We start from the raw sequence: 24,771 nt of genomic DNA on the forward strand, positions 1-24,771 counted from the left end.
CCCTCTCGTGAGGCAAGCGATGTACCGCTCAAGCTTGCCCGTGAGCCGTATCGCGGGCACGCGCCACCCAGGCCGCACCTTCGCGAGCGTGATGAAAACCGTTGGACAGGGGCGCCACGGGATAGATTTCGCGTAGCCGCATGATCGCCTCGTCTGCGCCCAGCACATTGTCGAGCACGGCGCGATAGAGCCCTGCGACCGCCACCATGTCACAGTCCTGCGGCGACAGGCGGATCGCCGAGATGCCGCAGGCGGCAAGGCCGGCGAGTTCGCCCAGCAGGGCCTGGCAGGTGTGCGACACGGTCTGCACGCCGTTCAGCGCCAGGAAGGATTGCCGGTCGAGGGTCTTCACCGGCAGCCCGTCCGGATCTTCGCCGCAGACGAACTGGCAATTGTCCTTGATCTTGCCCTTGGACCTCGCATGGGCGCATCGCGCCGAGATGGCGAGCGGCATGCGGCCGAAGGCGAAGACCTCGAATGCAATGGCGGGCGCGTCGGCGACGATCCTCTCGACCGACGTGAAAGGCAATTCCGGCGGCAGACAGATGCTGGTTGCTCCGCGTCCGGCGAGCAGCCGGGCCGTCGGCGCGTTGTAGACGTTGACCAGCGGGCCGATGCTGTGCGGCTTGCCGTTCAGCAGGCCGAGCGCGGAGAGGTCGTTGGCCTCGATCATATGTTCGCTGTCGGCGATGAGCTCGCGGATCTGCCGGCTCTCGCGCTCCAGGGTAACGAGCGACAAGGTCGACAGAAGCACGGTCTTGCCTGCGGCTTCCAGCCTCTCGATGACCTCTGCGATATGCGGTTCGATGAAATGCTGCCGTTTAGAACAGACGGTTTCACCGATGACCACCCGGTCTACCGGCGCTTCGTCAGCAATCCGAAAATGGAAATCGCGCCATTTGGGGCCGTCCCAGAGATAATAGACGGGTCCCATCGTCAGGGCGGGCGAGATGGTGCGGCTCATGCTCATCTCCAGCGCTTCTCATAGGCGCCCGACGTGGTCTTCTGGCCTTCGCTCAAGCCACGCAGGCGCGCCAGCAGCGGCGTTCGCTGCGCGGGGCTCACCGACAAGGCCTTTTTCAGGGTCGAGACGACTTCGGCGACATAGGCCTTGCCGCGCTGACGGCCCTCGATCTTCAGGGCGCTGACGCCCGCTGCCGAAAGTGCGTCGATCTCCCCCATCACGTCGAGAGAAACCGGATCCTCGAATGCGTAGGCGGAGCTGTCGGCGATATCGAAGCGCCCCTTGCACAGGGTGGGGTAACCGGCAGCCTCGCCGGCAGGAAAGCGGTTGATCGTGTAGCTGCCGAGTTCGGACACCAGTTCCTTGCCCTCCTGGCGGTAGCGCACATGGCTTGCCGGCGAGCAGACGCCGTTCATGTTTGGCGATTTCCCGGTCGCGTAGGAGGAGAGGGAGCAACGGCCCTCGGCCATGACGCACAGCCCGCCGAACACAAAAACCTCGATCTCGCAGCGGATCTTGGGCGCGATACGGGCGATGTCGGCAATGGTGAGCGTTCGCGGCAGCACGACCCGCCTGACATGGAAGGCCTCGACGAGGAAGTTGATCGCATCGACATTCGAGGCCGACGCCTGAACCGAGACATGCAGGCGCTGTTCGGGATAATGCTCCGCCACATGCGCCATGAGCCCGAAATCCGCAAGGATCAGCGCATCGGCCTTGAGAGCGACGGCGTCCGCAGCAGCGCGGTACCAGATCTCTTCGTCTCCGGCGCGCATGAAGGTGTTGAGGGCGACGAAGGTCTGGGTGCCGTGCCGGCGGGCATAGGCGATCGCCTCGCGCAATTCCTCACGGCTGAAATTGAGGCCGGGAAAATTGCGGGCATTGGTTTCGTCGCGGAAACCGCAATAGACGGCGTCGGCGCCTGCATCGACGGCTTCGCGAAAGGCGGCCGGCGTTCCGGCGGGGCAGATCAATTCCATGAGGATGTCTCGTTGTTCAGTGCGCGGCGCCGGATATCCCGCCCCACCCTTCCGAAGAAGGGCGCAAGAGGGCCGGCGAGCCTTGACAGGTCGCGCGGCAGATCGATGTCGGCGCCGTCGAGCGCATTGCGCATCGCCAGCATCGCTTCCATGTCGCCGGTGACGGAAAGGTCGCGGGAGAAGAACAGCGCGTCGGCATCGCAGCGGCCTTCGAGCAGGGCAAGCAGCAGGAAGAGCGGCCCTTCGACCGCGGCATCGGCCGGGTCCTGCGTCGCCGGTTTCCGCATGACGCGGATCGACGGTCCGGCGGGCTCCACGATGAAGGCGAGCGGCACGTCGCTCGGAAGAAAAGCAAAGCGTTTCGCCTTGTATTCGCCCAGCCGTTCGAAGAGGTCCGGATGTTCCTTCAGGACGCGCTCGAACAGCAGCCCTGCCGCTCGTTCGATTGCCACAAGTGGCATGTAGTTCAAGGGAATGGCGAGCGAGCGGAGGAATTCCATTTTATGCATCCTGCTGACATGCAGGCACAGGCTATCGGCTGCAGGGGCGGCGGTGTTTGAGCTATCGCAAACAGGATGATGGTTCTTCTGAAAGACCCGTGAGAGCTGATTGAAGCGCGTCGATCGTCGGCCGTATCGGCGTCAAGATCCGCCAGATCGGCCTCTCCCGCGAACGAAAGACATAGTTTCGTTTTGAACCTCGCCGTCGCTGTTCAGGATGGCACGCCACAGGCGGTTTCCGAGACGAACGCTCAGGCGGGACGTTCCGATGTCTTCAGCCTCACCACGCTCGACCGTGCTCGCTACCAGACCCTGGCGGATTCTCTGCCGGAAATCGTCGCGAGACAGTCCGAACCGAGCGGCGATCTCGCCGGATTCCAGGATAAAGTCGCCATTCGGGTCCCGTTCGATATGCATCGCTCTTCCTCAGCTCGACGGTGTTGCGGCGGGGTTCGCCGCTTTCTCCACGTTCTACGACACCGATTGAAATCTTGGAAACAGCACGTCGTTTTCGAGATGCATATGAACGACGAGATCGTCGGTGAACTTGCGCAGCCCGGTATAGAGCGCGGTCCAGGATCTGCAGGCACCTGCGGGCAGGGCGAGGCCGCGCGTCACGTGCTCGATCGTCTGCAGATGCCGGGCTTCGTCTTCATGGTCGCGCCGCATCTCTGCGATCGGATGGGCAATCATCTGGCTACCCCCGCGCCGCATCATCGGGAAAAGCACCTGCTCTTCCTTGGTCATGTGGCTTTCCAGGTCATCGCGTAGCTGTGTCAGCAGCTCGGAAAGTCCGATCGGCGCGGAAAGATGGTTGCCGTGCACTCGTTCGACTTTCTGAGCGAGAGGAATGAGCCAGTCCAGTTCCTCGCGATGAGCGGCGTGATATCTGTTGAGAATATGCGTGATCAAGGCCAGTGTTTCCTGCGGCGCATTCCGTCCCGATGCCTGTTCAAGAGCCTTGAGATCGGCGATCAGCGCGGCAGGCGCGAGACCCGCCTGTTCGGCGGCCATGGAGAGCGGTATATCGCCGCCGCAGCAGAAGCTGATGCCGTGACGGCGGAAGAGCTCGGCAGCTCCCGGCAGTTCCGTGGCGATCGCTGCGACCGTCGTGTCCGGGGCAATTTCAGTCATGATGTACTCCTCGTTGGTGTTGTTTTCAGGGTAGTATTCGCGCCGGCATCATCGGCCGGCGAACAGTTTCGCGGCGCGGTCGTCTGCAATGATTGGGCTGTCATGGCGTGACCTCGCCGAGGCCGAGCGATGCCCATATCCGGTCGACCTTTTCGATGACTTCGGGAGACATTTCGAGGATCCGCCCCCATTCCCGGACCGTTTCAGAACCGATCTTGTTGGTGGCATCCAGCCCCAGCTTGCCACCGAGGCCCGGTTGCGGAGAGGCGAAGTCGAGGTAGTCGATCGGCGTATTGTCGACCACCATGAGGTCGCGGCTGGCATCGAAGCGGGTGGAGATCGCCCACATGATATCCGGCCAGCTTCGGACATCGATATCGGGATCCACCACGATGATCAGCTTGGTGTAGCTGAACTGCGGCAGCATGGACCAGAGGCCCATCATGATCCGCCGGGCATGGCCGGGATAACGCTTGTCGATCGACACCACCATGGTTCGATAGGAACAGGCCTCCGGGGGCAGCCAGAGATTCCTGATCTCCGGGAACTGGCGCCGGACCAATGGCACGAAGAGCTCGTTCATGGCTTCGCCGAGCCTGGACGGCTCGTCCGGTGGCCGCCCGGTATAGGTGGAGAGATAAAGCGGATCGCGGCGCATCGTGATCGCCGAAAGGGAGAGCACAGGGAATCTTTCGACGGCGTTGTAATAGCCGGTGTGATCGCCATAAGGTCCTTCGTCTGCCATCTCCGTCGCGGAAATCGTGCCCTCAAGGACAATCTCGGCCTCCGCGGGAACGGAGAGAGGTACGGAAAACGCGGGCGCAACCACCTGGCGCCCGCCTTTCAGCACGCCAGCAAAATTCAGTTCGCTCATCTTGTCCGGCAGCGGCATGACGGCGGCGAGGATTGTCGCCGGATCGGCGCCGATGACCACCGCCACCGGCATGTCGCGGCCGAGCGCCTGCCACATCCTGTGGTGTCTTGCACCGCCGCGATGGGCAAGCCAGCGGATGATCAGGCGGTCCTTGCCGAGCTTCTGCATCCGGTAGACGCCGACATTGACATCCGCCGGATCGTCCGGCGCCTGGGTGATCACCAGCGGCCAGGTGACGAGGGGGGCGGGCTCGCCGGGCCAGCAGGACTGGATCGGCAGCCGGCCGAGATCGATATCCGCGCCTTGCCAGACGATCTCCTGACACGACGGGTGCGAGACCGAGCGGGGGTTCAGCGAGAGCGCCGCCCTTAGCTGCGGAAGTTTTCGCCATGCGTCGAGCATCGATCTGGGCGGTCGCGGCTCGCGCAATTCGCTGAGGAAATCGGCCAGTTTCGGGATGCCGGCGGCTCCGAGCCCGAGGCCCCACTCTATTCTCTCGCGGGTTCCGAACAGATTGGCGAGAAGCGGAATCGCGAGTGTATTGCCGCAGGCATCGACCGGTTTTTCGAAGAGCAGCGCGGGTCCTTCTTCCATAAGGACCCGGCGGTGGATCTCGGTGATCTCGTGGACCAGCGAGACGGGCTGCGATATGCGCTTCAGCCGTCCCCTGCTTTCCAGGAGGGCTACGAAACCCTGGAGATTGGCGTAGTGGCGGGGAATGGTGGCATCAGCTTTCATGCCCCTCAGATTGCGAAGAAAGAAGCGGCTGTCTTTGCGCTCGCGCAAATGGACTAAGCACAGCCGCCTTACTCAGAGCCTGGGACATCCACGCCCACGAAATACGTCATCGCAAAACCCTCCGGAGGTCGCGTCAGGTCAGGTCGAGGACGAACCGTTGTCCGCCCATGTTCACTTCGATCCTGCCCGGCTCTGCAACCGGGATCAGTCCGCACAACGTGCCTGTCGTCATCACCTGTCCGGCCTTGAGCATGGAGAAAGAGGAGAGCTGGTTCCGGTTCGCCAGCACCACCATCGTCTTCAGCGGGTCGCCATCGGCGTGCGCTGCCGGCTTGTCGAATCCGGACTGTCCGTCGATGAAAACCGAGAGCTGACCGATCGATGCGCCTTCGTCCAGCAGGCTCCGGTCCAGCGGCGGGCCGAGGACATAACCAACATTGCTCATCATGTCGGCGGCGGCGAGGGCCGGATCGCCACGGGAGCCGCCCTGATACCGGCTGCGGAGAAGCTCCACGCCGATTCGCACCGAACCGATCGCATCGACGATATCCTGGCGGGCGACCTCGCCGTGGCGGGCCACGACATCCTTGCCGAGCACGAAGGCGAGTTCCACTTCGAGCGAAATGCCCGGCTGGTGGGCATGACTGGTTTCTTCGTTGACGGACAGAAGCGGTGCGCTCTGGCAGAAATCGCCCTTCAGGGTGAGCTTGGCGCCCTTGAACGGCTGGCCGAGTGCGTGAAACACATCCCGCTGCACGGCATAGGCATCCGCCAGCGGCAGCCCGAGAAACGGCTCCGGATCCAGCACGGTCCTCGACAGGATGGAATTGCAAATGGCATTCGCGAGGCGGGCCGGGAGGGTATCGGTGGGCATGTCGGGCATAAGCTCAGTTTCCTTGTTTGAGGTGGAGGCCCCGGGGCATTGACAATCACTACCAATTGCCGAGCTCTCAGGCACCCCGATAAAATCAATGGATTGGCACGAATATCTGCGCCTGACTGTTTTTCTGCATCTCCTCAGCGAACGAAAACAGAAATTGGTAACGACAGTCGGTCGCCGCTCGGGGCCTCCTCCTGACAGCATTCTTTCATCCGGACAGTGAGTTCGCCAGGAACCGGCGAAAGCGGCATTTCGGATTGACAGGTGTCGTAAGACATCATATCTCTTCGATTGTCACTATCTATTTGCCGGGAGGAGACCGGCGACCCAAGGGAGGACGGCCATGAAGCCGCTAATGAGATTGATGGGACCGGTATTGCTTGGTTCCACCCTGTTTTTCCAGCCTGCCTATGCCGAAACCCCGCCTAACATGCTGGTTGTCGGCTTCTCGATGACCAATATCCTGACGCTTGATCCTGCTGCCATCACCGGCAAGGAGACCGTACAGGTTCTGACAAACATATATGATAACCTCGTGGCGCTCGACGCCGTCAACCGCGCCCAGGTCAATCCGCAGCTGGCGGAAAGCTGGACGATCGCCGACGATAATGGTTCGATCGCCTTCAAGCTGCGCAAGGGGGCGACGTTCGCTTCCGGAAACCCGGTCACGTCAGCGGACGTCGTCTGGTCCTTCAAGCGGTTGATGAAGCTAAATCTGGCGCAGGCGTCGTTCCTGAAAACCCACGGCTTCTCTGCCGCCAATGCCGATGCAAGCTTCACCGCTCCGGACGACGGCACGGTCGTCATCAAGCTGCCGAAGAAGGTCGATCCACAGGTCATCGTGCAGACGCTCGGCATCGTCGGTCCGGGCTCCGTCCTCGACATGAAGGCGGTCATGGAGCACGACAAGAACGGCGACATGGGTGCGGCGTGGCTTACCAACAACTCCGCCGGTTCCGGTCCGTTCATGCTTGGCCAATGGCAGTCGAACGAGCGGGTGACGCTTGAGCAAAACCCGAAATACTGGGGCGAAAAGCCGGCCATGCGCCGGATCATGATGCGCCATCTGGCCGAATCGCAGAGCCAGCGGCTGATGCTCGAAAAGGGCGATATCGACATCGCCTTTTCCATGTCGGCGGCCGACCTGAAGGCGCTTGAGAGCAGCAAGGACGTCAAGATCCAGACGAACGGCGGCAGCGGCTTCTATTATCTGGCCGTCTCCATGAAGGACGAGAAGTTCCAGAAGCCCAAGGTTCGCGAGGCGCTGCGTTATCTGATCGACTACCAGGGCCTGAACGACAGCGTTCTGCCCTATTTCGGCAAGCTGCGCGATCGTCCCGTTCCGGCCGGCATCTTCGGCGCCCTGCCGAATGCGGGCTACAAGCTCGACGTCGCGAAGGCCAAGGCGCTGCTTGCCGAAGCCGGTTATCCGAACGGGTTTTCGACCACGCTGCGCGCCATTTCCGACGTGCCGTTCATGAGCCTTGCCACCGCCATCCAGGCGACGCTGGCGCAGGCCGGCATCAAGGCCGAGATCATCACCGGCTCCGGCGACCAGATCTACGGCGCGATGCGTGAGCGCAAATACGAGCTTCTCGTCGGCCGCGGCGGCGGCGGCCAGTTGCCGCACCCGGACTCGAACTTCCGTGCCATCGTCTACAACCCCAACAATGCGGATGAGGCGAAGCTGACGAATTTCCAGGGCTGGCGCACGTCCTTCTATGACGAGAAGATCAACAAGATGATCGACGATGCTCTCGTGGAGGGCAACAAGGACAAGCAGATCAAGCAATATCAGGACATCCAGACCTATTACGCGGATATGGTGCCGTCGATCCAACCCTTCTCCGAAGTGGTCGACAGTGTGGGCTTCCGGGCCGACATCAAGGGTCTCGAGCTGAACCCGTCCTGGTCGACCCAGCTTCGCACGGTCAAGAAAGAACGGTAATCGTCGGCTGCCGCGGTGTAGAATGCTGATGCGCCGCGGCGTCCGGTACGATCTTGAGGAAGCCCCATGAACAACGAGCGTCTCACCGCTTTCACGCGGCAGGCCGGCACCATATTGGCAACCCTTGTCGGGTTGCTGATCCTGACCTTCTGCATCGGGCGACTGATGCCGGTCGATCCGGTCCGCGCCATTGTCGGCGAAGAGGCCGACCAGGCCACATACAACATGGTCGCGGAACGGATCGGCGCGAACCTTCCTCTCTACCAGCAGTTCTTCCGGTACGTGAGCGATCTGCTGCACGGCGATTTCGGGACGTCGATCCGCACCGGGCAGCCGGTCATCAACGACATCCTGCATGTCATGCCGGCGACGATCGAGCTTGCGACCTTCGCGATCATCGTCGGGGCGGGGCTCGGCATTCCGCTCGGCATCCTCGCCGCCGTGCGCCGCAACCGGCCGGTCGATCACGTCATCCGCTTCCTGACCCTCATCGGGCATTCGATGCCGATCTTCTGGACCGGCATGATCGGCCTGATCATCTTCTATGCGGCGCTGGATCTGGTCGGCGGCGGCGGCCGTCTGTCGGATTATTATATCGGGCTGGTGCCGGAAACGACGGGTTTCCTGCTGATCGACGCGATGCTGGCCGGCGACTGGGAAGTCTTCCGGGATGCGGTCAACCATCTGCTGCTGCCGGCGAGCATCCTCGGTTATTCCTCGATGGCCTATATCACTCGCATGACCCGCAGTTTCATGCTGGACCAGCTGAACCAGGAATATGTCACCACGGCGCGGGTGAAGGGGCTCTCCAAGAGCCGCACCATCTGGCACCACGCCTTCGCGAACATCCGCGTGCAGCTGGTGACGATCGTGGCGCTTGCCTATGGCAGCCTGCTCGAAGGCGCGGTCCTCATCGAGACGGTGTTCTCCTGGCCGGGCTTCGGCCAGTACATCACCAACAACATGCTGATCGGCGACATGAACGCGGTGATGACCTGCGTGCTGCTGGTCGGTATCATCTTCATCGCGCTCAACCTGCTTTCCGACGCGCTTTACAAGATCTTCGATCCGAGGACGCGGTGACATGGCAGCTCAATCTCTCGACATGCAGGACGTGGCCATGAACGGTACTCGCTCAAACCCAAATTCGGCCTTCCGCCGACTGCTCGCGGTCATCCGCGAGCTTCTCGGCAACCCGTCCTCGGGCTTCGGCCTCGTGGTGATCACCATCCTGCTCCTGACGGCGATCGTCGCGCCGCTGATCGCGCCTTATGACCCGAACGTCATCAATCTGAGCAACACGCTGAAGCCGCCGAGCGCCGAGCACTGGTTCGGCACCGACGAACTCGGCCGCGACATCATGAGCCGCATCATCCACGGCACGCGCATCAGCCTGACGATCATCACCATCGTCTCGGTCATCGTCGGCCCGATCGGGCTTCTGGTCGGCACGACCGCCGGTTATTTCGGCGGCTGGTACGACACGATCATGATGCGCATCACCGATATCTTCCTGTCCTTCCCGAGCCTCATCCTGTCGCTCGCCTTCGTGGCGGCCTTGGGCGCCGGCCTCGAGAACGCGATCATCGCCATCGGTCTCACCGCCTGGCCGCCGATCGCCCGGCTGGCGCGCGCCGAAACGCTGACCTTCCGCAATGCCGACTATATCTCGGCCTCGCGCATGCAGGGGGCGTCGGCGCTGCGCATCATCGTCAAGTCGATCATGCCGATGTGCCTTCCCTCGGTTCTGGTGCGCATCACGCTGTCGATGGCGACCGTCATCCTGACCGCCGCCGGCCTCGGCTTCCTCGGTCTCGGCGCCCAGCCGCCGCTTCCCGAATGGGGCGCGATGATCGCCACCGGCCGGCGCTACATGCTGGACAACTGGTGGCTGGTCGCCTTCCCGGGCGGCGCCATCCTCCTCGTCAGTCTTGCCTTCAACCTTCTCGGCGACGGCCTGCGCGACGCGCTGGATCCGAAGCAAAGATAGGATTTTCTCCCATGGACAACAGCCAGGCACTCCTGAAGGTCGAAAATCTCCGCGTCAGCTATCGCGCCGGCAAGACCTACAACACCGTCGTCAAGGGCGTCTCCTTCGATCTCGGCCGCGAGCGGCTCGGCATCGTCGGCGAATCCGGCTCCGGCAAGTCGACCATCGGCCGCGCGTTGCTGAAGCTGCTGCCGACCGCCAGGATCGAGGCCGACCGGATGGATTTCGGCGGCACCGATCTCATCTCCGCCAGTGAAAAGCAGATGCTGACGATCCGCGGCCGACGCATTTCGATGATCCTCCAGGACCCGAAATTCTCGCTCAACCCGGTTCATCGCGTCGGCGACCAGATTGCCGAGGCCTATCGCGTCCACAACAGGGCATCAGCCCAGGTTGCCCGGCAGAAGACGCTGGAAATGCTGGAAGCGGTGAAGATCCGCGATCCCGAGCGCGTCTACGGCCTTTATCCGCATGAGGTTTCGGGCGGCATGGGCCAGCGCATCATGATCGCGATGATGCTGATCCCCGAGCCGCAGATCATCATCGCCGACGAGCCGACTTCGGCACTCGACGTAACCGTGCGCATGCAGGTCTTGAACATCCTGAACGAACTGGTGACTAACAAGGGCATCGGCCTGATCATGATCAGCCACGACCTCAACCTGGTGCGCAATTTCTGTGACCGGGTCATGGTCATGCGCCATGGCGAGGTCGTCGAGGAGCGGGCCGCCCGGGATATGCGCAACTGCACGCATCCCTATACGCAAGGCCTGCTTGCCGCGCAGCCGCATATCGGCGGCGCTCGCCGGCCGCTTCCGGTCCTGAACCGCCAAGTCATCTCCCAAGAGACCAAAGAGGTGCGCGCATGACCGCCATCGACGTCCGCAATCTCTCGATCGATCTTGGCTATGGTTTGGCGAAGAAGCGCATTCTCGGCGATGTCTGTTTTTCGGTCGAGGCCGGCGAATCCTTCGGGCTTGTCGGCGAATCCGGTTCCGGCAAGTCGACCATCCTGCGCTGCATCGCCCGCCTTCTGAATGTCTGGGAGGGCGATATCCAGCTCGAGGGGCGGTCGGTCAACGTCATGCAGTTTGCCGAATATTGTCGCACGGTCCAGATGGTCTTCCAGGACCCCTACGGTTCGCTCCACCCGCGCCAGTCGATCCGCACGGCGCTTCAGGAGCCGCTGCGCATCCACCGCATGGACCGCCAGGTCGAACGCATGGAGCGGGCTCTGGTCGATGTCGGCCTCGATCCGGCCTTCCTGTCGCGTTATCCGCACGAGCTTTCCGGCGGCCAGCGGCAGCGCGTGGCAATCGCCCGCGCGCTCATCCTCGAACCGCGCATCCTGCTTCTCGACGAGCCAACCTCGGCGCTCGACGTCTCGGTGCAGGCGGAAGTGCTCAATCTGCTTGCCGACCTGCGTGCAAAACGCAACCTGACCTATCTCTTTGTCAGCCATGACCTTGCGGTGATCGATCATATGTGCGAGCGGCTGGCGGTCATGCAGCATGGCCGCGTGGTCGAGGTGATGAGCCGAGACGTGCTGGCGACGGGCGATGCCAAGGATCCCTATGCCCGCGAATTGATCCAGGCGAGCCTCGAATACGACCACGCTGTCTGAGTTCCGCGTCTGAGACGCTATGGAGGTGCCCCGATGACAGCCGAAGCCCCATCTGCCACCTGGCGCCGCAGGGAGACCCTGAGTTCGCAGGTGGTGCGCATGATCGCCGAGCGCATCAAGCTCGGGGAATATCCGCGCGGATCCAAGCTTCCGACGGAAAAGGCGCTGATCGACGAACTGGGCGTCAGCCGGACGGTCGTCCGGGAGGCGATCGCCAATCTTCGGGCGAGCGGGCACGTGTCCATCCACCACGGCATCGGCGTTTTTGTGCGCGAGGACGCCGGCGTCACACCGTTCCGGCTCACCGATGAAAATATGATGCGGGTCGAAAGCGTGCTGAAGGGCCTCGAACTGCGCATCGGCATCGAATCCGAATCCGCGGCTCTCGCCGCGGAGCGCCGCACCGCCGTCGATATCGCCGCCATGCATGCCGCCTTTGAATCCATGGACCGCTCGATCAGGCAGCTCGACCGCAGCACCCAGTCGGACTTCGAATTTCATTGTGCCGTCGCGGCCGCCAGCCAGAACGAACACTTCATCGGCATATTCAACTATCTCGGTGAAACGCTGATGCCGCGCATGCGCATGCAGGCGCATCAGGTTGATGACGAGACCTTCGCCGGACACCTTCAGCGCGTCAACGACGAGCACAAGGCGATCTTCCTGGCCATCGAAGACAAGAACGTCGAGGGTGCCCGCGCCGCCATGCGCAAACACCTGTCCGATAGCCGTGACCGGCTGATCGCGCGGTCGCGGAATACGCCATGATCGATGGCGACAACATGTCAGGCCTTGCGAAGAGGCTTCGCGACACCGTTTCGTTTGGATGGAATTTCGATCCCGCAAAGTACGCTTTCGCGGCCTGGAGAGAGCGGATGCGCGACGAGGTTCGCGCGGCACTCGGTGTCGAACGCATAACGCCCGCCGGCGCTTCTGTGGTGAGCGAGTGGAGGGAGGGCGGCTGCAAGGGGCAGGAACTGCAGCTTCATTTCTCCAATGGTGAAATTGCCGGCGCCTACCTGCTCCGTCCGGATACAGACGCCCGGACGCCTGCCGTACTTCTGCTGCACGACCACGGCTCGTTCTTTTCGATCGGCAAGGAAAAGATGATCGGCCGGCCCGGCGAACCTCCCGAAGTCGCCGCGGATATCGACCGCTGGACGGCGAAGCTTTACGGCGGGCGGCAGGTGGGCAATGAGCTCGCCCGTCGCGGTTACACCGTGCTCTGCGCCGATGCGCTCGGCTGGGGAGGCCGGAAAGGCAACGGCTACGAGGCGCAGCAGGCCCTGGCGGCCAATCTCATGCAGTTCGGGTTTTCCTACGCCTCCGTCATCCTGCGTGAGGATCTCGAGGCGATGGCTTGGCTTTGCAGATCGCCGGGCGTCGACCGCGCCCGTGTGGCAAGCTTCGGTTATTCGATGGGCGGCTCACGCGCCTGGCAGGTGGCCGCGCTTTCGGACGACGCAAGAGTGTGCGTCGCCGGCGGATGGATGGCAACGCTCCAGGGCCTCATGCAGCCCGGCAACAACCAGCTTCGCGGCCAGTCGGCCTTTTCCATGCTGCATCCGCAGATCGCGGGAAAGCTCGACTATCCCCATTTTGCGGGGCTTGCCGCGCCAAAACCCGCCCTGATCTTCAGCGGCGGCGATGACCGGCATTTTCCCGAGCCTGCGGCGCTGGCGGCGCATGAGCAGATGCATGGGATCTGGCGGGCCGCGAATGCGGAACCTTGCCTCGAAACGCGGCTCTGGCCCGGCGCCGCCCATGCCTTCCCGGTCGATCAGCAGGACCATGCAATGGATTGGCTCGGGCGGACGATGTGAGGTGAGCTCGAAGATCGCGACTTTGGCCGGCGAGCCGAGATCGCCCTTTCAGGTCGGGGCACGCCTCTGACCCTTTGCCGTGCTTGACCCGAGGATCCCATTCCAGGCGATACCCGCGTAACCGACCGCAAAAGAAAAAGCCCGGCCCCCAAAAGGGACCGAGCTTCTCTTTACTGCTTGGGAGGCAGATTAAGCGGTTCACCCCACCAGATTAGCGTTGATGAAGTCGAAGTTGATGTCTTCGCCCATGCCCGGCTTGTCCGAGATATGCACGAAGCCATCCTCGTCCATCGGGTCGACCAGGGCGTTCAGGTATTCGAAGCCGTCGTCATATTCGAGGAAGGGGTGCAGCAGGCCGCGCTCGTACCATTTTGCATTCTTGGTACAGGCGGCAATGATCAGGTTCGGGGCGCCGTTGCCGTGGATTTCGCAGTTCATGCCGAAGGATTCGGCGAGATGCATGGTTTTCATCGCCGGGCTGATGCCGCCGACATCGTGGACGCCGGTGCGCAGGATGTCGCAGGCCTTCGAGGTGATCCATTCGGCGCGGCTGAAATGTTTGCCCCCGGCGCTTTCCGGACCGAGGACCGGAATGTCGAGGTTTTCGGCAAGCCAGGCATAGGAAGCCGAGCTCTGCTCGTCCATCGGCTCCTCGATCCAGTCGAAGCCGAGCTTTTCAAGGCCCTTGCCGAGTTCCAGCGCTTCCGTGCGGGTATACCAGTGGAAGGCGTCGATCATCAGGTGAATATCCGGGCCGACCGCCTCGCGCACCGCGGCGCAGGCCTTCAGGTCCATCTTGACATCAGGCGCCCAGGAAACCGGCGGCATCCAGGTGTGCAGCTTGATGCCCTTGTAGCCGCGCTTGACGAGCTTCTCGCCGAAGCGGCCGTAGTCTTCAGGCGTCGCGAGGCCGTTTTCCAGCTCGTCGCCGCACATGATCGAGCCATAGGCCGGGATCTTTTCGCGGTAGCTGCCGATCAGTTTGTGGACCGGCATGTTCAGTTTGCGGCCTGCAAGGTCCCACAGGGCGCAATCGACGATCGCCAGCGTCCGGTCGGTCAGCTGCATCGCGCTGCCGCGCTGCCAGTGGGCGAGATCCTGCCACAGCCTTTCGCGCGCGAACGGATCTTCGCCGATCAGCACCTTCTTGACGAACTTGTCGATCACATGCGGGCGAACGACTTCCGGCGCAGCGAAGCAGTAACCTTCGGCACCATCGTCATCGACGATGGTGAGCAGCGCCAGGTTGACCTTGTGCGGCGGGCCCGGATGGGCATGGCCGGCAGTATCCTGATGGCGGCGCGTGGTATGGGAGAATACCCGCACATGGACGTCTACGATCTTCACGAAATTCCTCCTGTCAGAAGCAAAGGGACGAGCCTCCACCGTTCACGCATCCGTCCGGTCCTCCAGCGTCGGCCGAATTGTCCGGTCGACGCTGTCCGCGGCGCCGGCTCAAAGCATTCTTCCCTCGTGGACGGATCAACGGCGAATAAGCATCTGTCCGCTATGTCATAATACCTCATAGGTCATCTCATACTATAGGTCTAGGGCCTTGCGTCAATAAAATTATTCCCTTGCGCTTGACAACGGGGTGGGCTTTTACCCCTCTAAGTGGCTGAAATGCCAAAGCCAGGGAGCGGGCCGACGTTGAAGAGAGCAGATAACATCACCGGGGAAACGCCCTCGCGAAAAGGCCGCAATCTGGTCGAGACGGTTGGTCGGCGGATGCGGGATGCGATTGCGAGCGGAGCGTTGAAACCCGGTGACAAACTGCCCACGGAAAGCGGACTGACGCTACAGTATGAGGTCAGCCGCACGGTCATCCGCGAGGCGATCGCTTCGTTGCGGGCGGATAATCTCGTCGAAGTCCGTCATGGCGTCGGCGTCTTCGTTCTGGCGCCGCAAGGCGGGCTGCAGGCGGGCTTCCGCACCGTGGATGCCAGCCGTGTTTCCTCCATCATTGAAATGCTGGAAGTTCGTGCCGCGATCGAGATCGAGGCTGCGGGTCTCGCCGCCGTCCGCTCGTCGCCAGCCCAGCAGGAGTTGATCTTCGAATGTCTCGAGACCATCAAGCGGCAGATCGCTGCCGGTGCGGCAACGGTTGAAAGCGATCGGGCTTTCCATTTGGCCATCGCGGATGCGACCAACAACCCGCGTTTCCGGGAACTCCTGGAAGCGATCGGCAAGCAGATGATCCCGCGAGCGCTGCTGCAGGAGGGTGAGGCCGAGATTTCGCCAGCCGAATACCTGACCCAGATTCAGGATGAACATGCCCGTATCGCCCGCGCGATCACGGATGGTGACGATTCGGCTGCTCGCGACGCGATGCGCATGCATCTCAAAGGGAGCCAGCAACGCTACCGGTCGCTGATACGGCGTCCATGAGGCGTCGGCAAAGATAATACAAGTATTGACAGTCATAATATGACTTGGTAGCTTCCCGGAAATCAACCAGGAAGGGACTGCCATGTCTATGGATCCAAATGAACTGAAGCGGGCGCTTGGCGCCGGCCTCCTGTCGTTCCCCGTCACGCCGTTCGGCAAGGATGGCCTCTTCAACCGCACGGCCTACGAGCAGCATGTCGGCTGGCTGGCCGGTTATGATGCCTCGGTGCTTTTCGCCGCCGGCGGCACGGGCGAGTTCTTTTCACTGGAGCCTTCCGAAATTCCGGAAATCATCGTTGCCGCCAAGGCTTCCGCCGGCAGCACGCCGATCGTTTCCGGCTGCGGCTACGGCACGCGCATCGCCGTCTCGATCGCCAGGTCCGCCGAAAAGGCCGGCGCCGACGGCATCCTCCTGCTGCCGCATTACCTGATGGATGCCAGCCAGGAAGGCCTCTACCAGCACATCAAGGCCGTCTGCCAGTCGGTCGGCATCGGCGTGATGGTCTATAATCGCGACAACTCCATCCTTACGGCGGAAACGCTCGCCCGCCTTTGCGAGGCCTGCCCCAATCTGGTTGGCTTCAAGGACGGTTCCGGGGATATCGGCCTGGTGCGCAAGATCACCGCTGTCATGGGTGATCGCCTGACCTATCTCGGCGGCATGCCGACGGCCGAGCTTTTCGCGGACGCCTATCTCGGCGCGGGTGTCACCACCTATTCGTCGGCCGTCTTCAACTTCGTGCCCGCGCTCGCCCAGACGTTCTACAAGGCGCTTCGGGCTGGCGATACGGCCGCCACCAACCGGATCCTCATCGACTTCTTCTATCCGTTCATGGAGATCCGCAACCGCCAGAAGGGTTACGCAGTTTCCGCCATCAAGGCCGGCGTGCGGCTGATGGGCTTCGATGCAGGTCCGGTTCGCGCCCCCCTGACCGACCTGACCGCGGAAGAAGTCGAGATGATGGAGGCTCTCTGCGAGCCGTATCGCAACAATACTCTCGGGGCGCAGGCGGCCGAATAGGGCGTCTTTCTCCCAACTCCTCCCCGAGCATAAGCCGGCAGGTTCTGCCTGCCGGACAGGAGGCTACTTCCTTAGTGAGCCACCGTTGAACCAGATTTCCCTCCGTTTTCTTGCGAAAGCGCAAGCAAATGCCCATGCCCTGTTTGTTTCACGTCAAAGAGAAGAGGCTGGTCTGGACATAAATTCTATTTCCAGAGGACGGCGATTTACTCCGCCCCTTGTTCCGAAGGAAAGAAACCATGACCGACAAGATTCAGATGACCAGACGCTCGATCCTTGCGGGGGCAGCCTTCGTTGGCGCGATCGCACCGGTCGTGCAGGCTTCCTTTGCCCATGCGGACGAAGCGCCTCCCGCAAAAATGAAGCCGGGCGACCTCTCGCGCCTCCGCCGCGAGAAGGTCGAACTCGTGAAGCCGCCTTTCGTCCATGCCCATGCCCAGAAAGCCGATGGCCCGCCGAAGGTCGTCGAATTTACGCTGACCATCCAGGAGAAGAAGCTCGTCCTTGACAAGGAAGGCACCGAGATCAATGCGATGACCTTCGACGGATCGGTTCCGGGTCCGCTCATGGTCGTCCATCAGGACGACTATGTTGAACTCACCCTAATCAACCCCGACACCAACGAACTGCAGCACAATATCGACTTCCACTCGGCGACCGGCGCGCTCGGTGGCGGAGCGCTGACGGTGGTGAATCCCGGGGAGAAAACCATTCTCAGGTTCAAGGCGACCAAGGCCGGTGTCTTCGTTTATCACTGCGCACCTCCCGGAATGGTGCCGTGGCACGTCACCTCGGGCATGAACGGCGCCATCATGGTGCTGCCGCGCGATGGCCTCAAGGACGGCAACGGGAAACCGCTGACCTATGACAAGATCTACTATGTGGGTGAGCAGGATTTCTACGTCCCGCGCGACGAGAACGGCAAGTTCAAGAAATACGCCAGCGCCGGCGAGGCCTACGAGGACACGCTCAAGGTCATGCGGACGCTGACCCCGACGCACATCGTCTTCAACGGGGCCGTCGGTGCCCTGACGGGCCAGAACGCGATGACCGCTGCGGTCAACGAGAAGGTGCTCATCGTCCATTCGCAGGCAAACCGCGATACGCGGCCCCACCTCATCGGCGGCCATGGCGACTATGTCTGGGCTACGGGCAAATTCGCCAACCCTCCGGAGATCGACCAGGAAACATGGTTCATCCCGGGCGGTGCGGCAGGTGCTGCGTTCTACACCTTCCAGCAGCCCGGCATATACGCCTACGTCAACCACAACCTGATCGAGGCCTTCGAACTGGGTGCCGCCGCACATTTCAAGGTTACCGGTGATTGGAACGACGACCTGATGACGTCGGTCCTGGCGCCGAGCGGCACCTGATCGGAAACGGCCGGGAGCATGACACGAACATGTTCCCGGCCGGCTTCGACACCCATCTCTTGCGCCAGATTTCGCCTTGGGAGGCGAACATGCCATGGACATACGACAGGGCAAGGCTCTCGCTCCTCCATACCGGGCTTCCGATCACGCTGATCGCCGTGCTGGCAGCGGGTATCTTCCATCAGGCGGGTTTCATGAAGCCTGCGCCCCCAGAGGGCGCGGTCTATGAGCCGGTGACGGTCGTCGTTCCTTCCCGCACCTACAGCTACAGGAGCGACGGGGAATTCCTGAAGGGCACGGCGCCGATCGATGCGCCGATGAAGACGGTGGTCGCGGGACCGAGCCTGACCATCATGAAAAATCACGTCACTGCCCTGGAATACCGGGCGTGCGTATCGGCGGGCGCCTGCAGATCGCCTGAAGCGGTCACATCGAGGACGGACGTACCCGCGACCGGCGTGAGCTTTGACGATGCCACGGCCTATGCCCGCTGGCTCTCCGAGATGACCGGCGAATACTGGAGGCTGCCGACCGACGAACAACTGGCTCAGGCCGCAGGCAAGAGCTTTCCGGACGATGCTCTCGGCCTCGATCCGGACAACAAGAACCCCGCGCTGCGGTGGCTCGCCGACTACGAGCGCGAAGCGCGCGAGCGGGCTGCGGGCGATCCCGTACCCCGGCCGACGGGAAGTTTCGGGGAAAACGAATATGGCCTGGCCGACTTTGGCGGCAACATCTGGGAATGGACGTCCACCTGCCATCGGAGGGTCCATCTCTATGTGAACGGGTCGGTTCGCGCCTCCGAGGAGATTTGCGGCGTCTACGTGACCGTTGGCCCGCATCGCTCGCCGATGAGTTCGTTCATCCGCGATCCGAAAGGCGGCGGCTGCGCGGTGGGCACGCCGCCCGACAATCTGGGTTTCCGGCTGGTCAAGTCCACTCGTTGGTATGCCCCGCTTCTAAGGACGCTTCGCCAGGCGGGTTGGACAACGTGACCATCCTGGCTCAAACCGACGCAAAGCGAGCCGCGACAAATTCCAAACCGTTTGTCGCAGGTCAAAGAGCAGCTTCGCTTTTGCTCTAGTGTGAATTCCAACGAAGCCGAGGGCTTCCAAGAAAAGGAGTTAAGAGAATGAAGAAGATTTTGGCATCCCTGCTCGGCGCGGCGATGGTCACGGCTGTCTGCGCCACGGTGGCGTCGGCGGCCGATTTCGAAGTGCATATGCTCAACAAGGGCAAGGACGGCGCGATGGTATTCGAGCCGAGTTCCCTCAAGGTCGCCAAGGGCGATACCGTGACCTTCGTTCCGACTGACAAATCTCACAACGCCGAAACCATCGACGGGCTGATCCCGGAAGGTGCAAAGCCGTTCAAGGGCCAGATGAACGAAAGCGTGAAGGTCACGTTCGACGTCGAAGGAGCGTATGCCGTGAAGTGCGCGCCGCATGTCGGCATGGGCATGATCGGCCTCGTCGTGGTCGGCAACGCCCCGGCTGCCAACCTTGAGGCGATCAAGGCCGCGAAGCTGCCCAAGAAGGCTCGCGAACGTCTTGACGCGGATATTGCTGCTTCCGGCGTCTAGGCGGGGAGCGTTCGGCGGCGGTCATTCCCTCTCCCCCTGGCCGCCGCCGCGCTTATTCTTCCGGCCTCATCCGGCGAGGTTGATCAGCGCATCAGGCCGGCCATGCGGAGCGCATTCTCGATGATCTGCTGGATGCCTTCAGGTTCCTTTGCCTGCCTGGAAGAGGTCGATGTTTGCTTGAAGCCGTCGCTCTTCGCCCGCAACGGCTCCGCCCCCTCCCGAAGCAGGCCCCAGCTTCTTGCCGAATGAAGCGTCGATGATATGCCGACGTCCAGCAGATAAGGCGCGGCGTTCTCGTCGTCGAGCGCAGCATCGATCGGGGTTCCGTGGCCCATTCCGGCAATGCTGTAATATTCGATGACCTGCCTGCCGCGGGGATCCTTCCAGACGGTTTTCGCCTGGCCGTCCACCTTTTCCTCCAGGGCCGGGCGTGAGCCGACGTTGTGAACACCCCGCCACTGGTCGATGATCGCCTGCGCATTGGCCGCTGCGACCGTATTGTCCCGGGTGCCCTGCCATATAGAGATGGTCGGCCAGGGTCCCTGATGGGAAGACGCCGTTTTCAGGCGCGATTGAAGCGCCGCCGGTGCCGGCAGGCCTTGCCCCCGCATCCGGTCGAAGGCTTCCGGAACCGTCGCGGCGACGCCATAGGGCAGGCCGGCGATGATCGCTCCGCCTGCGAAAACCTCCGGATAGGCTGCCAGCATGGCATTGGCCATTGCCCCGCCCGCGGACAGGCCGCTCACATAGATGCGCGAGGTATCGATCCCGTGCCGGGAGACGGCGGCTTCGATCATCTGGCGGATCGAGTGCACTTCGCCCTGGCCGCGGCGCGTGTCGGCCGGAAGGAACCAATTGAAACAGAGATTGCCGTTGTTGGCCCGCACCTGTTCCGGAAAGAGCACCACGAAGCCGTGGCGTTCGGCGAGCTTCGACCATCCGGCGCCGTGGTCATAACCGGAGGCGGTCTGAGTGCATCCGTGAAGAACGACGACGAGGGCAGGATCTTTGGGAAGCAGGGAGGGCACGTACAACCTGGCGGCCAGCGCTCCGGGATTGGATCCGAAACTGGTCAGTTCCTCCAGATGACTGGGTGTGTCGGTGTGCTCGCGACCCAGTGATTTCAAGCGGGCAAGCCGCTCCAGCGTATCCGACAACGATCTCATAATGGCTCCTGGCAATCATTGCCGGGATGGCAGTGATCAGCGACAACGTTTCCTATATGGGTAACGTTGCTGCACTGCACAATTATTTTTTTGTAAGGTATGTTTCATTGTGGGCCGGCAGAAGCGGAAAGGTTCGCCGCCCGCGAGGTTTTGCGTCCGCTCTCGATCAGCGCTTTGGTGTATTCGTGCTGCGGGGAGAGGAAGAGGCGTTCGGTTTCCCCCTGTTCGACAATCACGCCGCGTTTCATCACGATGGTCCGGTCGCAGATCTGCCGGATGACGGCGAGGTTGTGCGAGATGAAGACATAGGTGAGGTCGAGTTCGGCGCGCAGTTCCTGCAGGAAATCGAGCACCTGGGCCTGCACCGAGATGTCGAGCGCGGAAGTCGGTTCATCGAGGATCAGCAAGTGTGGATTGAGGGCGATGGCGCGGGCGATGCAGATGCGCTGTTTCTGGCCGCCGGACAGTTCGTGCGGATAGCGGTACTTGAACATCTTCGGCAACTGGACGATGTCGAGCAGCGCTTCGACGCGGGCCTCGATATCGCGGCGGCTCATGTTCGTCTGGATGCGCAGGGGTTCGCCGATCGCATCGCCGATCGTGTGGCGGCCGTTGAGCGCTGAATGCGGGTTCTGGAAGACGAACTGCATGTGCCGGCGCATTAATCGCAGCGGTTCGCCGGTCAGGCCGGAAATGTTTTTGCCGTCGAAGATGATGTCGCCGGAGGTCGGCTCGATCAGCCGCAGCAGCATGCGCGCCAGCGTCGACTTGCCGGAACCGGATTCGCCGACCACGCCGAAGATTTCGCCGGTCGCGACGGAGAGGTTGATGCTGTCGACCGCCGTCACCTCGGTGCCGGACTGGCTGCGATAGACCTTCCTGAGGCCGATCGCTTCCAGAAGCACGCCGGGTTTCGGGGAGGCGCCGACCGCCGGTTCGGCGGCAACCTTCGCCGCAGCGGTATCGATGTCTGGCACCGCGGCGAGCAGGCGCCTGGTGTATTCGTGCTTGGGGGCGCTGAGGATATCCGCCGTCAGGCCCTGCTCGACGATCTCGCCCTTGTACATGACCGCGCAGCGCTTCGCGATCGTGGCAATGGCGCCGATATCGTGGCTGATCATGATGACGGTGAGGTTGAGTTTTTCCACCAGCGAATTGATCAGGTCGAGCACCTGCGCCTGGACCGTCACGTCGAGCGCCGTCGTCGGCTCGTCGGCGATCAGCAGGTCCGGCTTGCCGGACAGCGCCATGGCGATCAGCACCCGCTGGCGCATGCCGCCGGAAAGCTGGTGCGGATACTGGTCGAACAGCATGGCGGGGTTGGGCAGTCCGACCTGGTCGAGCAGTTCCTCGGTGCGGGCGCGGCGGGTGACCTTCAAGGAGACGCCGTAGCCGGATGCCTTTTCATGGGCGGCGATGACATCGGAAATCTGTTGCCCGACGGTGAAGAGCGGGTTCAGGTAGGTCATCGGATCCTGGAAGATCATCGAGATACGGATGCCGCGGATCTTCGTCCAGTCCTTTTCGGGGAGCGCGGTGATGTCCTGCCCGTCGAAGGCGATGGTCCCTTCGACGACCTTCGAGGCCTTCGGTCCGATGCCGAGCACCGAGCGCACCAGCACCGTCTTGCCGGAGCCGCTTTCGCCGACGATGCCGAGCGTATCGCCGCGGTTGACGGTCAGGTTAATGTCCTTCAGCACATGCACCGGGCCGTCGAACGTGCCGATATCGAGCCGGTAGTTCTGGATGTCGAGAAGAGGTCCGGTCATCGGTCACGGCTCCGGGGATCGAGAATGTCACGCAGGCCGTCGCCGAGAAGGTTGAAGCCGAGCACGGTCAGGAAGATCGCGGCACCGGGGAAGAGCGAGTACCACCACCAGTCCGGCATGTAGGTACGGGCGACGGAGATCATCGCGCCCCATTCCGGTGCCGGCGGCTGGGCGCCGAGGCCGATGAAGCCGAGGCTGGCGGCCGACAGGATCGCCATGCCCATGTCCATGCTCATCTTGACGATGATCGGCGACATGCAGTTGGGCAGGATGTGATGCCAGAGGATCCAGGGCGTCTTGGCACCGATCGAGCGGGCCGACTCCACGAACAGTTCTTCCTTGACGGACAGTGTCTTTGCCTCCACCAGGCGCACGTATCCCGGCCACCAGACGAGCGACAAGGCGAGCACGCAATTGGTGATGCCGGGGCCGAGGGCAGCAACGATGGCGAGCGCGAGAGCCAGGCCCGGCACGGCGAGGAAGAGTTCGGTGATGCGCATGATGACGGCGCGTACCCAGCCGCCGCGATACCCGGCGATGATGCCAAGCGGTACGCCGATGATTGCGCCGACGCCGGTGATGATCAGGCCGATCCAGAGCGAGGTGCGGGCGCCGATGATGACGCGCGAAAGGATGTCGCTGCCCATTTCGTCGGTGCCGAACCAGTGGGCGGCGCTCGGGCCCATCAGCTTGTTGGCCATGTTGAAGGCGCCGACCGTATCTTCCGGATAGGGCGCCAGCCATGGTCCAAAGGCTGCGAGCAACAGGAAGATCACGACCAGGCCGAGGCCGAGCATGGAAGAGAAGCTCTTGCCGAACATGTGGGCGTAGAGCCGCCATTGGCGGATCTTGCTTTCATGCCGTTCGCGGAAAGTGAGGGGACGGGAGAGTTCCACGGGCGTCGTCATCAGGCGCTCCTGAGGCGGGGATCGATCCACGCATAGGCGAGATCGACAAGGGTGTTGGCGACGATGAAGAAGAAGCCGATGACCAGCGTGACGCCGATGACGGGCTTGAAATCCGATGAAAGCGCCGAGGAGACGGCATAAAGCCCGATGCCCGGCCAGTCGAAGACGGTTTCGACCAGCACGGTCGAGCCGAGCATCCAGCCGAAGCGCAGGCCGATCATTGCAAGTGTCGGCAGCAGCGCGTTCTTCAGCGCATAGATGGCGACGATGCGGAAGGAGGCGATGCCGTGGGCGCGCGCCGCGACGATGTAGTCGGACTGCAGCACCTCGATCATCTCGGCGCGGTTGACGCGCAGGATCGAGGCGAGGCAGGGGAAGGACAGCACGATCGCCGGAAGGATGATGTGCCGCAGCGACGTCCAGAACGTGTCCAGCCGGCCGGCGAGCAGGCTGTCGACGAGGAGCAGGCCGGTGACCGTTTCCGGCGGGCGGGTGACCAGCGGCAGGCGGCCGGAGACCGGCAGCCAGCCGAGGTCGACCGCAAATGTCAGTTGCAGGATGATGCCGAACCAGAAAGCGGGAAGGGCGACGCCCGAGATCGAGAAGATGCGGGTGGCATGGTCGATCGGGCCGTCCTTGTAGACCGCCGACAGCATGCCCATCGGCACGCCGACGATGATGCCGAGCGCCATGGCGACGAAGACCAGTTCCAGAGTTGCCGGCGCATAACGCAGCACTTCTTCCAGCACCGGCCTCGTGGTGACGATCGACTGGCCGAGATCGCCGGTCACGAGATCACTCATATAGACGACGAACTGCTCGGGCAGCGACTTGTCTAGACCGTATTCGGTGCGGATCGTCGTCACCATGTCCTCGGTCGCATTGGGGCCGGCGACCAGGCGGGCGGGATCGCCCGGCGCGACATTGGTGATGACGAAGGTCAGTGCCGCAATGCCGATCATGGTTCCGACCAGCGTCAGCACTTTGCGGAAGGCGAATGCCAACATCGTCTTCTCCGGTGGCTATCTTCTAAAAAACTGCGCATGGCCCGGCCGGTTGGGATGGCCTGGCCATGCGCATCATGCTGGCTGCAGGAGGGGACGCAAGCC

24 protein-coding genes are annotated in these 24,771 nt (G+C 62.4%); 12 read left to right on the top strand and 12 right to left on the bottom strand.

Annotated features, from left to right (window positions below):
• Window positions 1-28 precede the first annotated feature (28 nt).
• The 7 genes from ubiV to ABCW43_RS25585 all read right to left on the bottom strand — a co-directional run bounded on the left by ubiV (window position 29) and on the right by ABCW43_RS25585 (window position 6,073).
• Entirely contained in the window at window positions 29-964 is a 936-nt protein-coding gene (ubiV, locus tag ABCW43_RS25555; protein ID WP_345929692.1) for a ubiquinone anaerobic biosynthesis protein UbiV, read from the bottom strand.
• 2 nt (window positions 965-966) lie between these two features.
• Window positions 967-1,944, bottom strand: a complete 978-nt coding sequence (ubiU, locus tag ABCW43_RS25560; RefSeq protein WP_345929694.1) for a ubiquinone anaerobic biosynthesis protein UbiU — start codon at window positions 1,942-1,944, stop codon at window positions 967-969.
• Window positions 1,935-2,444 carry a ubiquinone anaerobic biosynthesis accessory factor UbiT gene (ubiT, locus tag ABCW43_RS25565; protein ID WP_345929696.1) on the bottom strand — a complete coding sequence of 170 codons (510 nt, stop codon included), beginning with the start codon at window positions 2,442-2,444 and terminating at the stop codon, window positions 1,935-1,937. Before ubiT ends, ubiU begins: the two co-directional genes overlap by 10 nt.
• Before the next feature lie 141 nt (window positions 2,445-2,585).
• Entirely contained in the window at window positions 2,586-2,861 is a 276-nt protein-coding gene (locus ABCW43_RS25570) for a DUF6522 family protein (protein ID WP_345929698.1), read from the bottom strand.
• A gap of 54 nt (window positions 2,862-2,915) precedes the next feature.
• Window positions 2,916-3,578 (bottom strand): iron-sulfur cluster repair di-iron protein, encoded by a 663-nt coding sequence (gene ric / locus ABCW43_RS25575; RefSeq protein ID WP_345929700.1) that lies wholly within the window; start codon window positions 3,576-3,578, stop codon window positions 2,916-2,918.
• A 100-nt stretch (window positions 3,579-3,678) separates the two neighbouring features.
• On the bottom strand, window positions 3,679-5,190 hold the full coding sequence (locus tag ABCW43_RS25580; protein ID WP_345929702.1) for a UbiD family decarboxylase: 1,512 nt from the start codon (window positions 5,188-5,190) through the stop codon (window positions 3,679-3,681).
• Window positions 5,191-5,323: 133 nt separating this feature from the next.
• Complete coding sequence (locus ABCW43_RS25585; RefSeq protein WP_345929703.1) at window positions 5,324-6,073, bottom strand: hypothetical protein; 750 nt, start codon at window positions 6,071-6,073, stop codon at window positions 5,324-5,326.
• Window positions 6,074-6,413: 340 nt separating this feature from the next.
• On the opposite strand from ABCW43_RS25585, the gene ABCW43_RS25590 reads away from it, so the two are divergent.
• The 7 genes from ABCW43_RS25590 (at window position 6,414) to ABCW43_RS25620 (ending at window position 13,455) form a co-directional block, all read left to right on the top strand.
• Window positions 6,414-8,018: an ABC transporter substrate-binding protein gene (locus ABCW43_RS25590; protein ID WP_445739003.1), complete on the top strand. Its 1,605-nt coding sequence runs from the start codon at window positions 6,414-6,416 to the stop codon at window positions 8,016-8,018.
• A 66-nt stretch (window positions 8,019-8,084) separates the two neighbouring features.
• Window positions 8,085-9,101: an ABC transporter permease gene (locus tag ABCW43_RS25595; RefSeq protein ID WP_345929705.1), complete on the top strand. Its 1,017-nt coding sequence runs from the start codon at window positions 8,085-8,087 to the stop codon at window positions 9,099-9,101.
• A 22-nt stretch (window positions 9,102-9,123) separates the two neighbouring features.
• The gene (locus tag ABCW43_RS25600) at window positions 9,124-10,008 is read left to right on the top strand and encodes an ABC transporter permease (protein WP_445739006.1); all 885 of its coding nucleotides are present in this window, start codon (window positions 9,124-9,126) and stop codon (window positions 10,006-10,008) included.
• Between the two features lie 11 nt (window positions 10,009-10,019).
• A complete protein-coding gene (locus ABCW43_RS25605; protein ID WP_345929707.1) occupies window positions 10,020-10,877 on the top strand; it encodes an ABC transporter ATP-binding protein in 858 nt (285 codons plus the stop codon).
• The gene (locus ABCW43_RS25610) at window positions 10,874-11,632 is read left to right on the top strand and encodes an ABC transporter ATP-binding protein (RefSeq protein ID WP_345929709.1); all 759 of its coding nucleotides are present in this window, start codon (window positions 10,874-10,876) and stop codon (window positions 11,630-11,632) included. The genes ABCW43_RS25605 and ABCW43_RS25610 overlap by 4 nt, the downstream gene beginning before the upstream one ends.
• 33 nt (window positions 11,633-11,665) lie before the next feature.
• On the top strand, window positions 11,666-12,400 hold the full coding sequence (locus ABCW43_RS25615; RefSeq protein WP_345929711.1) for a FadR/GntR family transcriptional regulator: 735 nt from the start codon (window positions 11,666-11,668) through the stop codon (window positions 12,398-12,400).
• Window positions 12,397-13,455: a dienelactone hydrolase family protein gene (locus ABCW43_RS25620; protein WP_345929713.1), complete on the top strand. Its 1,059-nt coding sequence runs from the start codon at window positions 12,397-12,399 to the stop codon at window positions 13,453-13,455. The genes ABCW43_RS25615 and ABCW43_RS25620 overlap by 4 nt, the downstream gene beginning before the upstream one ends.
• A gap of 198 nt (window positions 13,456-13,653) precedes the next feature.
• Here the strand turns inward: ABCW43_RS25620 and ABCW43_RS25625 are convergent, their stop codons facing one another.
• Window positions 13,654-14,802: a mandelate racemase family protein gene (locus tag ABCW43_RS25625; RefSeq protein ID WP_345929715.1), complete on the bottom strand. Its 1,149-nt coding sequence runs from the start codon at window positions 14,800-14,802 to the stop codon at window positions 13,654-13,656.
• Between the two features lie 303 nt (window positions 14,803-15,105).
• Between ABCW43_RS25625 and ABCW43_RS25630 the strand changes: the two genes are divergently transcribed.
• The 5 genes from ABCW43_RS25630 (at window position 15,106) to ABCW43_RS25650 (ending at window position 19,819) form a co-directional block, all read left to right on the top strand.
• Window positions 15,106-15,843 carry a FadR/GntR family transcriptional regulator gene (locus ABCW43_RS25630; protein WP_345929717.1) on the top strand — a complete coding sequence of 246 codons (738 nt, stop codon included), beginning with the start codon at window positions 15,106-15,108 and terminating at the stop codon, window positions 15,841-15,843.
• An 88-nt stretch (window positions 15,844-15,931) separates the two neighbouring features.
• On the top strand, window positions 15,932-16,864 hold the full coding sequence (gene kdgD, locus ABCW43_RS25635; protein WP_345929885.1) for a 5-dehydro-4-deoxyglucarate dehydratase: 933 nt from the start codon (window positions 15,932-15,934) through the stop codon (window positions 16,862-16,864).
• A gap of 239 nt (window positions 16,865-17,103) precedes the next feature.
• Window positions 17,104-18,237 carry a copper-containing nitrite reductase gene (gene nirK / locus ABCW43_RS25640; protein ID WP_105420101.1) on the top strand — a complete coding sequence of 378 codons (1,134 nt, stop codon included), beginning with the start codon at window positions 17,104-17,106 and terminating at the stop codon, window positions 18,235-18,237.
• 89 nt (window positions 18,238-18,326) lie between these two features.
• Window positions 18,327-19,232, top strand: coding sequence for an SUMF1/EgtB/PvdO family nonheme iron enzyme (locus tag ABCW43_RS25645; protein WP_345929720.1), 906 nt, complete (start codon window positions 18,327-18,329; stop codon window positions 19,230-19,232).
• Between the two features lie 173 nt (window positions 19,233-19,405).
• The gene (locus ABCW43_RS25650) at window positions 19,406-19,819 is read left to right on the top strand and encodes a pseudoazurin (RefSeq protein WP_345929887.1); all 414 of its coding nucleotides are present in this window, start codon (window positions 19,406-19,408) and stop codon (window positions 19,817-19,819) included.
• A gap of 83 nt (window positions 19,820-19,902) precedes the next feature.
• Here the strand turns inward: ABCW43_RS25650 and ABCW43_RS25655 are convergent, their stop codons facing one another.
• The 4 genes from ABCW43_RS25655 to ABCW43_RS25670 all read right to left on the bottom strand — a co-directional run bounded on the left by ABCW43_RS25655 (window position 19,903) and on the right by ABCW43_RS25670 (window position 24,669).
• Window positions 19,903-20,985 (bottom strand): extracellular catalytic domain type 1 short-chain-length polyhydroxyalkanoate depolymerase, encoded by a 1,083-nt coding sequence (locus tag ABCW43_RS25655; RefSeq protein WP_345929722.1) that lies wholly within the window; start codon window positions 20,983-20,985, stop codon window positions 19,903-19,905.
• A 104-nt stretch (window positions 20,986-21,089) separates the two neighbouring features.
• A complete protein-coding gene (locus ABCW43_RS25660; RefSeq protein ID WP_345929724.1) occupies window positions 21,090-22,754 on the bottom strand; it encodes an ABC transporter ATP-binding protein in 1,665 nt (554 codons plus the stop codon).
• Window positions 22,751-23,662, bottom strand: a complete 912-nt coding sequence (locus ABCW43_RS25665; RefSeq protein ID WP_345929726.1) for an ABC transporter permease — start codon at window positions 23,660-23,662, stop codon at window positions 22,751-22,753. The genes ABCW43_RS25660 and ABCW43_RS25665 overlap by 4 nt, the downstream gene beginning before the upstream one ends.
• Entirely contained in the window at window positions 23,662-24,669 is a 1,008-nt protein-coding gene (locus tag ABCW43_RS25670; RefSeq protein ID WP_345929728.1) for an ABC transporter permease, read from the bottom strand. Before ABCW43_RS25670 ends, ABCW43_RS25665 begins: the two co-directional genes overlap by 1 nt.
• Window positions 24,670-24,771 lie beyond the last annotated feature (102 nt).

The organism is Neorhizobium tunisiense, from assembly GCF_039631515.1.
Lineage (GTDB): Bacteria > Pseudomonadota > Alphaproteobacteria > Rhizobiales > Rhizobiaceae > Neorhizobium.

Coding starts and splice junctions, on each gene's coding strand:
- ubiV (WP_345929692.1), bottom strand. CDS start 964: ATGAGCCGCACCATCTCGCCCGCCCTGACGATGGGACCCGTCTATTAT.
- ubiU (WP_345929694.1), bottom strand. CDS start 1,944: ATGGAATTGATCTGCCCCGCCGGAACGCCGGCCGCCTTTCGCGAAGCC.
- ubiT (WP_345929696.1), bottom strand. CDS start 2,444: ATGGAATTCCTCCGCTCGCTCGCCATTCCCTTGAACTACATGCCACTT.
- ABCW43_RS25570 (WP_345929698.1), bottom strand. CDS start 2,861: ATGCATATCGAACGGGACCCGAATGGCGACTTTATCCTGGAATCCGGC.
- ric (WP_345929700.1), bottom strand. CDS start 3,578: ATGACTGAAATTGCCCCGGACACGACGGTCGCAGCGATCGCCACGGAA.
- ABCW43_RS25580 (WP_345929702.1), bottom strand. CDS start 5,190: ATGAAAGCTGATGCCACCATTCCCCGCCACTACGCCAATCTCCAGGGT.
- ABCW43_RS25585 (WP_345929703.1), bottom strand. CDS start 6,073: ATGCCCGACATGCCCACCGATACCCTCCCGGCCCGCCTCGCGAATGCC.
- ABCW43_RS25590 (WP_445739003.1), top strand. CDS start 6,414: ATGAAGCCGCTAATGAGATTGATGGGACCGGTATTGCTTGGTTCCACC.
- ABCW43_RS25595 (WP_345929705.1), top strand. CDS start 8,085: ATGAACAACGAGCGTCTCACCGCTTTCACGCGGCAGGCCGGCACCATA.
- ABCW43_RS25600 (WP_445739006.1), top strand. CDS start 9,124: ATGCAGGACGTGGCCATGAACGGTACTCGCTCAAACCCAAATTCGGCC.
- ABCW43_RS25605 (WP_345929707.1), top strand. CDS start 10,020: ATGGACAACAGCCAGGCACTCCTGAAGGTCGAAAATCTCCGCGTCAGC.
- ABCW43_RS25610 (WP_345929709.1), top strand. CDS start 10,874: ATGACCGCCATCGACGTCCGCAATCTCTCGATCGATCTTGGCTATGGT.
- ABCW43_RS25615 (WP_345929711.1), top strand. CDS start 11,666: ATGACAGCCGAAGCCCCATCTGCCACCTGGCGCCGCAGGGAGACCCTG.
- ABCW43_RS25620 (WP_345929713.1), top strand. CDS start 12,397: ATGATCGATGGCGACAACATGTCAGGCCTTGCGAAGAGGCTTCGCGAC.
- kdgD (WP_345929885.1), top strand. CDS start 15,932: ATGGATCCAAATGAACTGAAGCGGGCGCTTGGCGCCGGCCTCCTGTCG.
- nirK (WP_105420101.1), top strand. CDS start 17,104: ATGACCGACAAGATTCAGATGACCAGACGCTCGATCCTTGCGGGGGCA.
- ABCW43_RS25645 (WP_345929720.1), top strand. CDS start 18,327: ATGCCATGGACATACGACAGGGCAAGGCTCTCGCTCCTCCATACCGGG.
- ABCW43_RS25650 (WP_345929887.1), top strand. CDS start 19,406: ATGGTCACGGCTGTCTGCGCCACGGTGGCGTCGGCGGCCGATTTCGAA.
- ABCW43_RS25655 (WP_345929722.1), bottom strand. CDS start 20,985: ATGAGATCGTTGTCGGATACGCTGGAGCGGCTTGCCCGCTTGAAATCA.
- ABCW43_RS25660 (WP_345929724.1), bottom strand. CDS start 22,754: ATGACCGGACCTCTTCTCGACATCCAGAACTACCGGCTCGATATCGGC.
- ABCW43_RS25665 (WP_345929726.1), bottom strand. CDS start 23,662: ATGACGACGCCCGTGGAACTCTCCCGTCCCCTCACTTTCCGCGAACGG.
- ABCW43_RS25670 (WP_345929728.1), bottom strand. CDS start 24,669: ATGTTGGCATTCGCCTTCCGCAAAGTGCTGACGCTGGTCGGAACCATG.